The sequence below is a fragment of the Pedobacter cryophilus genome (assembly GCF_005116455.1).
Lineage (GTDB): Bacteria > Bacteroidota > Bacteroidia > Sphingobacteriales > Sphingobacteriaceae > Pseudopedobacter > Pseudopedobacter cryophilum.
This window is the reverse complement of sequence record NZ_SWBP01000005.1, coordinates 77017-88558: the sequence shown is the minus strand read 5'-3', so window position 1 is coordinate 88558 and position 11542 is coordinate 77017. Positions and strand designations below refer to the sequence as shown.

At 34.9% G+C, this 11542-nt stretch carries 4 protein-coding genes; all 4 read right to left on the bottom strand.

The genetic code is table 11. From position 1 onward, the window contains the following. Positions 1 to 6: 6 nt before the first annotated feature. Positions 7 to 2859 carry a glycosyl hydrolase gene (locus tag FA046_RS13730; protein WP_136827110.1) on the bottom strand — a complete coding sequence of 951 codons (2853 nt, stop codon included), beginning with the start codon at positions 2857 to 2859 and terminating at the stop codon, positions 7 to 9. Between the two features lie 328 nt (positions 2860 to 3187). Then, positions 3188 to 4696 (bottom strand): RagB/SusD family nutrient uptake outer membrane protein, encoded by a 1509-nt coding sequence (locus tag FA046_RS13725; RefSeq protein WP_136827109.1) that lies wholly within the window; start codon positions 4694 to 4696, stop codon positions 3188 to 3190. 20 nt (positions 4697 to 4716) lie between these two features. After that, complete coding sequence (locus tag FA046_RS13720; RefSeq protein ID WP_136827108.1) at positions 4717 to 7926, bottom strand: SusC/RagA family TonB-linked outer membrane protein; 3210 nt, start codon at positions 7924 to 7926, stop codon at positions 4717 to 4719. Positions 7927 to 8614: 688 nt separating this feature from the next. Then, positions 8615 to 11476, bottom strand: coding sequence for a glycosyl hydrolase 115 family protein (locus FA046_RS13715; protein ID WP_136827107.1), 2862 nt, complete (start codon positions 11474 to 11476; stop codon positions 8615 to 8617). Positions 11477 to 11542 lie beyond the last annotated feature (66 nt).

The window sequence follows — 11542 nt, the reverse complement described above, 5'->3', positions numbered from 1 at the left end:
AATAAATTATTTTGGATTGATATAAGTTAAAGGAGTGATTTGAACAGGACCTAATAAACCTGATGGTTTTACTGTCCAGTTTTTAGCGGTAAATAAACCATCAGCACCTCTATTTTCGGGCAATCTTGATGACATATTGATATTATAGAAAATCTTGTAGTTTTGATTGGTTTTATCCATCCAAGAAATACGGTTAGCCATTGAGTTAGAAACCAAAAGTTCTAAAGTATTCTTTCTTTTTAATTGGCTTTTTTGAATCTCTACTTTATAGTTTGGACCCATTAAAATGGCAATTTCTACTCCATTTAATTTTACCTTTACGGTTTCTTCTACTTTACCTAAATCTAAAAGATAAGCGGTTGCTTTACCTTTTGGCCTTTTAAAAGTTTGAGTATAAGATGCTGTTCCAGCGAAATTTGCATAATCAGCACCGCTTTCTGTCCATGATTTTAAGCTTTGCATTTCTAAAGCTTTTGGTAAAACTGGTCCGCCAGAAATAAAGTTCACCTTCCAAGTTCCTGATATTTGATTCCCTTCATTTGCAGCACCAACGTAAGCATAAGAGGCAGCATTTTCCACGTTATCATAAGTTTGTAAAATGCAGCTTTCTAGTTTATCTAATTGCAAATAAACTTCGGTTCCTTTAGCGGTTTGGCGAATGGCTGCATAACCTTTTTTCTCTGTCATTGGGTCAAATAAAGCCACTGATTTTGCTTTGGTGCTTAAAGGCACCCAACCGTTAATCATTTCTGTTCCTTCGTTCACAATAAAATAATATTTACCTCCATCAACCGCTCTTCGAATGTTGTTAAGGTTCATTTCTTTCATGCTTTCTGGTGCAACTTTAGCTGCCGATAATAGATTATTTAAATCGTTAGCCAATAAAATTGACCCATTACCTACTTTGGCCACTTGAAAATTTCCTTCGGTTTTAAAGTTTAATTGTGCAATAAGCGCTTTAAATGCCAAACGATTTTGATCTAAATTAGCTAAGCCCGGAACATCTTTAGGTAAGAAATTTAAAAAACTGATGGTTGCGCCACTTTCTGCTAATTTCACTAGCTTTTGTAAAGTTGCTACAGGCATATACATTGCCGCTGGCACTAAAATGGTTTGATAATTTACATCGGCAGTTTTGATTTTTCCGTTAGCAGCAGAAGTATTCATGATTTGAGTATCAGAAATAAAATCAAAAGCATAACCTTTATCATATAAATCATTAGCGGTTTTATCTAAACCTGTTCCTCTAAAACCTTTTTCAATCCCATCATAATGTACTAACAAAGTGTTTCCTCTGTTGGCGTAAGAATCATAAATTGGCAAATACACCAACACATCATTATCAGGTTTACCTGCTTGTAAAAAGGATTGTGAATGCGCCACATAATTGTTTAAGGCTTTAAAATCGCCCCAAAAAGAGTTATTTGGCGTAAAATGAACTGCTGCATAAAATAACCAACCCGGCCATTTAGCATCTTGTGGGGTATAGTTTGAGCCGTGGTAAAAAGTATGGTTAATACCTCCTAAAAGGAATAAATCCATTTTCTTTTTAACATCACCTAATCGGGTTAAAAAATGGTCGTTTTCCCAAGTGGCAGATTCTGATGAAGAAAGTGGTTTACCTGTAACATGAGCTGCTGAGGAAGCAAATTTAATTCTTAAAACATCATCACCTTCGGCTTCTGGAATATCAGTTGCGGCATATAAATCTAAAATATTTGCTGGCGAACCATGTGCTTGATTTCTGATTAATTTTCCGTTTCCTTTAGACCATTTATGCCAAGCTTTGGTATAATTTTCTAATAATAAATCAGAAACGGTTTGGCGGTAATCTGTTAAAACTCTGGTTGCTCTATCTTGATCTTTAGAAAAACCCAATAAAGCAGGTAATTCATTTCTTATATCGTATCCTCTTCTGGTTTTAAATTCCGCTAAAAAATTTGGCGTCCAATTAGCTTCGCCTTGTGCATCATCTACTTCATAAGAATCGTTAAAAAAGGCTCTTAAATAAGATAAATCATATCCTTTAAAAGCTTTATCAAAAAAATTCAAATAATTATTTGTGGCCGATAAAGAGAAATGATCTATGGCATAACCTTCGCCACCCGGTCCTGCTCTTTCTACCATTTTACCATGCATCCCTTCAAATAGCGCATATAAAGTCCATTTTCCTTTTGGGGCGACCCAATTTAATAGGCCATCAGCACCAATTTTATTGGTAAGATCTAAAGTTTCACCTTCCTCTGAGTAAGCCATTAAGGTTTCTGCTTTTAATATTTTAGGATACCTCACTTGATCAAAAGCGTAACCTTGCATATTGGGATTTGCCGCAATGGGTTCAACCAATTTATCAATAGTTGTTCTATCGCCAACAGTTCTTAAAAGAGTTTTTTGTTGAAAAAAAATAGGTTCTTTTAACTTTTCGCCTTCATTTAAGGTGTAAATTTGATGTGCAACATATTTACTTGCGTCTTCATCTTTTACCCACGGACCACCAAAAGGCCAGCCAGATGCTTGAGCCATATCAATGCCTAAATCTAATTTTTTAGCTTCTGTTAAGGTAAAGCCCAGCATATCCATCCACTTTGGCGACAAGAAATTGATAAACTTACTTTCCTCTCCTTTTATACCATAAATTGGGGTAATCTCTAAACCGCCCAAACCTACTTTTTGATATTCTTTTAACATCCATTTTAGGTTGGTGGTATCTACGGCACTTCCTTCCCACCACCATCTTGTCCATGGTTTATTTTGTTGGGTTATTGTTGGCCACGATAATTGATTTTGGGCAAAGGAACCTGATGTGAATCCAATAAGGAGAAATGTAACCAGGACTAATTTTTTGTATCGTACGTTCATAATTCTATGGTCAGCAAGGAGATTATATTTTACCTTATGCAGGAATAAAAAACTTAACGTTTTAAATATCAAGCAACATATAAAGGTTGTATGTAATCTTAAGCTTGTCTGAAAATTGGTTAATAATCTTGAACCTCTAAAATAGGAATTTTAAAAGAATGGGCTATCCTGTATCGTCCTGACATTTGATGAAACGGAAGATTTGTGAAAGAAAAATTTGTCAACTCTTTAATACAACTGGCAAAAGAGTTGACAAATCTCTTAGCCGGCACAACAAAAAAAGCCACGAAATAGAAATTTCGTGGCTTTTAATTCAGTTAAAGAACAATTAGTTATAACCTACGTTTTGAGTATATAAACCTTGTTTTACATCTAATTGTGATTGTGGAATTGCATAGATCACAAAATCTTTTACAAAAGGCTGCATCTGACGTTGAACATCTTCGGCGGTAATCCAAGCAGGTATTTTAGTGATTACTAAACCGCTTCTTACCAAATCATGCCAACGAGAACCTTCTGCTGCAAACTCTTTTCTTCGCTCTTCCATTAATTGAGCTAGGGTAAGACTTGTAAGCGGCACTGTTAATCCGGCTCTTGCTCTTACTTGGTTAACTGGTATTAACACATCTGTAGCTAAGTTTCCGCCACCACCATTTAGTGTACATTCTGCTTTAAGCAATAAAATATCAGTATATCTTAATACAATAAAGTTAATTGGCCAGTCAAATCTACTTACAGGAACTCGGTTTAAATCAACATACTTTTTGAAAAAACTGCGAGGCTCTGCCACTCCATTTGCCACAAAGCCAGTTTGAATTGAAAATGCTTTTCTTGTATCTGCCGTTTCATAAGAATTTAACAAATCTGTAGCTACAGGTCTAATGGTTAAGCCGCCTTGTACGGGTTTCCCTAATGAGGTAAACCAATTATCAGGAACTAAAACCCAAGGAAAAGTTGCACCCACTACTGGATTAGAACCCGTATTGTATTGTACATCAAATACCACTTCAGAATTGTTCTCATTTGTGAATGAGAATACGGTTGGGTAACTAGAAATAAAAGCATATCTATTACTAACCACTACTTCATTAAGTAATGTATAAGCTTTCCCCCATTCGTTTAAACCTAAACCAGGGCCGTCTATACTATAAGTTGGACCTGAGCGAGTCATGTGAACCAATGCCAATATTCCTTTAGCTGCATTTTTAGTTACACGTCCTTTATCTGCTGGTAAAGTATAAACTTCTGTAAGGTTATCAATAGCAAATTGCAAGTCAGAAATAATTAAACCATACACATCTGCAACAGGGCTTCTTGGTATTTCTAAAGCTTCTTTTGCTGAAACTACCTTATCTATCAAGGGCACTTTCCCAAACCATCTTACCAAATCAAAATAATAAAATGCTCTTAAGAAACGCGTTTCTGCTTCATATCTGTTTCTTAAAGTTGCATTAGTAATAATGGTTCCATTAGTTGCTATTTGCCCTAAAACCGTATTTGCTTTGTAAATACCGTTATAATTAGTAGCCCAAGCTTCTTCTAAATAAGGATTGGCTGATAAATTCTTGTGAAAGCTATTAACGCCTTCCCAATCTCTCACTCCTCCGTCTGATACGGCATATAAATTATCAGATCTGGTTTCTGATAAATTTAATTGCCTATCTGGATAAGTTTTTAGGTTAGCATAAACTGAATTTACTCCCTGTAAAAAATCATTGGGAATGGAATAAAAAGTCTCAGTAGTTGCTGATGAAATAGGAGTTTGATCTAATTCCTTTTCACAACTGGTAATAAGCAGCGCTCCGGTAATGGTAACTGCATAAAATATCTTTTTCATAATCTTTTTCTTTTGTTGAATTAAAAGGTGAAGTTTAAACCAAAAATGAGAGATTTAGCCAATGGTAAACCACCATAATCTCCAGATTCTGGATATTGTGTACTTCCACTAAAACTGGTATTGGTAGCTTCGGGATTAAAACCTCCATCATATTTATCTTTACCAAAGAAGTTTTCGGCAGAAATATAAATTCTTGCTCCCTGTATTTGTTTTATTTTGATGGCATTCCCTAGGTTGTATCCTAAAGTAATGTTTCTTACTCTCACGTAATCTGAAGAGTATAACCAATCTGTATTTTTAATTCTACCAAAAGTTGAATATGCTTTACCTATTTGGCCATCTCCAGGATCACTGGCAGAACGCCAACGATTTTCCCAAGTACCCAAAACGTTATCTGTAACGCCAGTACCAGTACGATTAACTGATCTACCAAATAAAGAATAAAGAGACCCACCTGTTTGACCTTGCACCAAAACAGATAAATCAAAATTCTTGTATTTGAAATTATTAGTAATACCGTAGATATAATTTGGGTTTGGATGACCTACTATTACACGGTCATTTGCATCAATTACACCATCGCCATTTGCATCAAAATATTTAGCATCTCCTTCTTTTTGAGCGCCATATCTAGCCACATTATTTGTAATATCCTGAGCTGATAAAATACCCAATTGCTTTACTACAAAAATACTGTATAATGGATCGCCAACTCTAATTAAACTATGAGGTATATCAAAACTTGAGGGCACCAATATTTGCGATTGACCATTAGGTAAAGCCATTACCTTGTTGCTGTTATGCGTTAAATTAGCTGAAGTTGACCATTTAAAATCTCCAACTAAATTTTGACTGCTCAATTCAAATTCCCATCCGTTATTTTGAACCTGACCAATATTATCTAAAGAAGAGCTAAAGCCTGTAATTTGAGGTACAGATACATTCAATAATAGATCAGAACTTTCTTTTCTGTAGATATCAAATGCACCTGAGATTCTGTTTTTAAATAAACCAAAATCTATACCTGCGTTAATGGTTTTTGATTTTTCCCATGCAAGATTTGGATTTACAATTCCGTTAGGAGCTTGGCCGATAGCAGGGACACCATTGAAAGAATAATTAAAGTTAGCTAATAATGGAATACTGCTATAATCTCCAATATTGTAGTTTCCAGATTCACCGTAACTTACTCTTACTTTAAGATCACTCACTACATTGGCATAATCAGTCATGAAGCTTTCTTGAGTTACTCTCCAAGCAGCAGAAGCTGATGGAAATAATCCCCATTTGGTATTTGCACCAAACCTTGAAGAACCGTCTCTACGTAAACTTGCAGAAAACAGGTATTTATCTGCATAACTATATTGAAGCCTTCCAAAATAAGAAAGTAACACGTTCTTTGTTTCAAAAGTATTACCTACTATTCCATTTGCGGCATTTAAAGTAGTAATTACACTATTTCCAAACCCGCCCTGTGAAGTTAAACTTTGCGTATTTAATTTATCGGTATTGAAAGAATAACCTCCTAATACAGATAGATCATGCTTATCATTAAATTTCTTTTGAAAATTTAAGGTGTTCTCATTCACAAAAGTTTGCCTTCTAAAAGATGTAAAAGCACCTGAAGTACCCACCGTTAATTGTGATAATCTGGCCGCTAAAGTACCACCAATAGTATATGGAGTATATCTTTTTGCGTTGTAATCTGAATTATCTAAGTTAAGGGTAGTTTTAAAAGTTAAGCCTTCTAAAATTTTATACTCCGCAAAAATACTGGCTATGTTTCTAAACGTAGCATTGTTAGTTTGCGTGTTTTGCAATTTTGCAATTGGACTGTTTGGAGAAGAACTCCATCTGTATTGATCGTTATTAAAAGAATTATTGTAAACACCCATGGTATCTTCCTGTATAGGAGTCATACTGGTTAATTGGTGCAAAATATTATCTTTTCCTTCTACCCCAGGGTCTTCACCAACAGAATAAGTTGGAGATAAGTTTAAGCCTAGTTTTAAATTTTTATTAGGATTAATTTCTACGTTAGCTCTGGCAGAGTATGATTTAAAATTTAAACCAATTACCATTCCTTCTTGCCCAGCATAGTTTCCAGAAACATAGTATTTAACCGCATCTGTAGCGCCACTTGCAGAAAGCTGATAATTTTGCGTTACCCCTTTTCTAAAAGCCTCATCTTGCCAGTCAATTACTCTTAAACCTGGATAGCCTGGTTGCGCCCAACGGTCATCAGTCATAAAACCGGTATTTACCAAACCAGGCGCTAAACCTAATATGACTCTTCTTTGCTCGTTAGTTTGTGCTGCTGTACGCCCAGTACCCGAAGCTACCCATTGCGCATTTATAATTTCGGTAGCTCTGTCTATCCATTCCGGACCGGTTAACATATCTACCTTTCTACTCGCCTCATTATATCCCACATAACTATTAAAAGTTAATTTAGGTTTTCCAATTTTACCTCCTTTTGTGGTAATTAAAACTACCCCGTTGGCTGCTCTAGAACCATAAATTGCCGCTGAAGCCGCATCTTTTAAAACCTGAATAGATTCTATATCATTTGGGTTGATATTATCTAAAGGATTACCTGTAGCATAGTTTCCGGCTCCGTTTGGACTAGCTCCAGCAAGAGGAAAACCATCTATCACGTAAAGTGGCTCATTTCCGGCAGATATTGACCCCGTACCCCTTACTTGAATACTTAATCCTTTACCAGGAAGACCTGTGGTTTGTTTAACCGTTACCCCAGCCATTTGCCCCACCATTGCTTGATCTACTCTACCAACCGGACGTTCTTCTAATTTATCGGCTTTGAAAGTACTTACCGCACCAGATACGTTGGCTTTCTTTTGTGTACCGTAACCAATTACCACTACTTCACTAAGTGCTCTGGTATCAGATGATAAAGTAATGTCTATTGTGCTTGAGGCTCCAACTTTTACGGTTTGGGTGATATAACCCAAAAATGAGAAAACAAGATCATCTCCTGTGTTTGCCGTTAGGCTGTATCTACCAGAAAGGTCAGAAACCACGCCTTTTTTACTCACTTTGTTTTGAACCACCACCCCTGGTACTGGTTCACCTGTTTCATCAATGATTTTTCCGGATATTGTTTTATCCTGAGCGTTAACTAATAATGAGCTAAACATAAAAAGTAAGCACATTAAACTTAAAACCCGATGAGAAAAACCTTTAGGATTTTTAAAAATCTTAGGATTCATAATTAATTGTTTAGTTTATAATTTTTGGTTTACAAGCCTTTTTGGATTGACTTAAGACAAATGTAGCACAGATAAAAAATCATCGCAACCCGTTGCATCCTGATTGTAATTTTCTTGTGATTTAACTTTAATAATTTTGTTTTTTAACTTAAAAAACAAAATGACATTATTTTATTAAATTAATTACTATCTTATTAATTAAAAATCAATTCAATTAATTTAAAAATCGGCCAATATTTAATATTCCTCATGTTTATTTTTTTGTTATTTACTGTATTTTTATCCCGATGATGGGTAATATGAAAAGCTAACTTATATTAAAATTTTAACCACCGAGCACACGAAGGTCACAACGCTAAATGATTTTAATCATTGAAATAAAAAGCGTTATTGCAAATCATAAGTTGAAACTTATATATCCCTTCAAAATTCCTTTATTACTTAATCTGTGTTAAAGTTGAGCTTTGGTTTTAAGGGGATCCCAAAATTAATCAACATTTAAAAAACCTGTAAAAAAGAAAAGACCATTTCAGATTGAAATGATCTTTTGTAATGCAGCGGGAGCCGCATATTGAACCAATTAATATTTTTGCAAATAAAGTAGCTTTATAAGGGTTTATTCGCTTTTAGAATAATCAAATGTAGGCTTGCATTGCAAAATTGGCAACCTGCTGTGTCCTGTTCTATATTATTTAGTTTCTTTTATAACGCTGTAAGCTGGCTTTAATCCGCCCATATCTATTAATATTCTATCAATCATCACTTGTGGATCTAGCGCTTTAATTTCTAATTCATGTATACCTACGGCTAATTTTGGGAAATCAAAATCCTTTTTGGTAATGTTAGACAAAACGTTTTCTTTCCATTGGTTACTTCTACCAAAAGTTTCAAAATTTACTTCTTTCCATTCGCCTTTATCAATTCTGATGGCATATCTCAACTTTAATTCATTATTTAAAGGCAAGGTAGGAACGGTAAAAACAGAGATTTTGGCTTTCGCCGATGTGGAATTATAAAACTGATAGGTTAACACCAGACTATCTGGCTTGGTTAGCGGTAAATTACCTGATGACATTACTTTACCGCTATAACCTAAACCTTCTATCAATTGCCATTTATCGCCAAATTTATTTGAATAATTAGCCGCAAATATGGAAACGTAGCCATTTTGTTCTTTAAAAATGCCCTCTAGTTTTTTATCATTTACCTGATAGTTTAACCTAATCACTTTATTGCCTTGGTTGGTTTTAATTTGCACATCAGCAATTTGATTTGATTTTGGCAATTTGCGTAAATTAGGTTTAAGCCAAATTCTGTACTGGTTTTGCTTGGCGTTTAAAGTTCCTTGGTTTTGAGAAAATTTAATCCAATTTGTTGGAGTTTCTGCTTTCCAATTGATGAGTACATCCTTTTGCAAAAAGATGTCAATAAAGAATTTTTCATCGGCTTTGCCATAAAATGTTGGCGCAATTAGCGTGTCGCTTTCTAAATTTGAGGCTCCATCAACGGCTATATTCCAAACTGTTTTTTGTGGCACCATCTCTATAGTCGTTTTAGGCAAAGCAAAAACAGGTAGGTTTCTTGGCTCTGCCGACATCATACCGGCCCATTTCCCTTTACTTAAGGTGCTGTTATAAAAAATTGTTGCTTTTTGGATATTTTCATACGCCAAAAACATTGAATCTGTGTAGCTTTTTGCAGATAAACGACCCTGTTTGCCATAAAACATTGATTTATCATGATAAATAAACTTCTTATTCATATTAGAAGCGCCAATTACCGGGTATTCAATTAATTGATAAAAAGCATCATGTAAATGCAAAGGAATTTTATTTTTCGCCTCAGCAACTTGATTTTCTAAAGTTAAATAAGCCTGAATTCTTTTTTGAGCTTCATCGCCATGAGCGAAATGATTATATTTTGTTTGCTGAATTTGAGTGGTAGGTTCTGTTTGACTCCAACCCATAAATTCGGGCTTTCTTTCTAAAGCTAGCTGATAATGAGCTTGCATGATATGGGTAAGATTTTGGGTCTCCTCTAACTTAAATATTTGCTGCAACCAATTGGTTAAATGCTGCTTTAAGTAATCGTTTTTTTGAAAAGGTTCCATTTCATAAGCCATATCTAAAAACAATTGGGTTTGGTATTCTGACGGCTTAATATCGCCAACATTTACGATCCACATGTTTTTAGCTTCGTTTTGATAAGCCTTTAGCATTTCTTGATGTACTAAAGCTGGTGGTGTGGTACTTAACCATAAATAATCATGCGGACGACCCCAATAAGAAATATGGTAATAAACGCCCGCCCCACCTGATCGCTTATTTTCTTTTAAATTTCCTAACCTTCGGATGTAACCATAATTATCATCGGGCCAAACCAAAGTCACGTCTTCTGGTACATTTAAGCCTTCATCATAAATATCTAATACCTCTTTGTATAAAGTTAAAGCTTGCGGAATAACCTGTAGATCTTTATTTAAAGCATTACTGAGCATGTTTCTTTGCGCTTTAAAAACATCTCCTAAAACCTTTATGGCTTCTTTATTGTTTTTAACACCTTCCATTCCGCTATCATGCACTCCTCTGATTCCTAAACTATAAATGGCTTGCAAGCCTTGGGTTTCCTCGATTCTTTTTTGCCAATAATTGTTAATTACTGAGGGGTTACTTACATAATTAAAAGCGCCCATGCTAGTTTCTTTCCATTCATCTACATTGTTGCGCAACATAGGTTCGGCATGAGAAGAACCAACAATTATTTCATAAGCTTTGGCAACAGCTAAATTCTCTGGAATATTAAAAAAAGCTTTGGTCCCCGGATGCATGGCTGGCCAAATCATATTTGCTTTTAACCTTAATAAAAGCTCAAATATTCTAGCGTAAGTTTTTGGACCAATATTTTTTAGCGCTGTGTCTATGTTATTTGCAGCCCAAGGCCTTAAACCCCAATCTTCATCATTTAAAAAAATGCCTCTATACTTTACCGATGGTGTTTTAGAAATGGTATCTTTTATGTTGATGATTAAAGATTTCCTTTTTTCAGGATGAACATCAGCCCAATCATACCAAGGATTTATCCCCATTTTTTCTGAAAGATGAAAAACGCCATAAGCCAATCCTCTGGCATCACTACCTGTGATGACTAAAGCCTGCTTAATTTTTTCATTAGGTCTTTTTAGTAAAACAAATGAAAAAACCTCCCATTTATTTTTTAATAGTGATGCATCATATTCAGGAAAACTTTGAGCTGGCGAATGTTGGGAGTTTCCCAAAATAATTACGTTTCCTTTGGCCTCTTTAACATCGGTGTAAACCAAAGGCAAATAACCGCTAACTGCATAAATATCTTTTGCTAATAAATGCGCTGTAATAGAATCTAATTTTACCGATTGACGACTGTAAACTATACTTACTTTGTGTTTTGAGGTGAAAATCTCAAAATTTTGCGCTTTAAGTGGTGAGCAAAAGAATAGAAATAAACAAAAGAACCCTCCTTTTAAGAATAAGATGAATTTTTTAAAAATAAACCTACTGTTGCTTTTGACCATGTGTAAATGCTAAAACCTTAAAAATAGCAAAACCGGCTTTAAAAGGCCGGTTTTGCTTAAAAATTA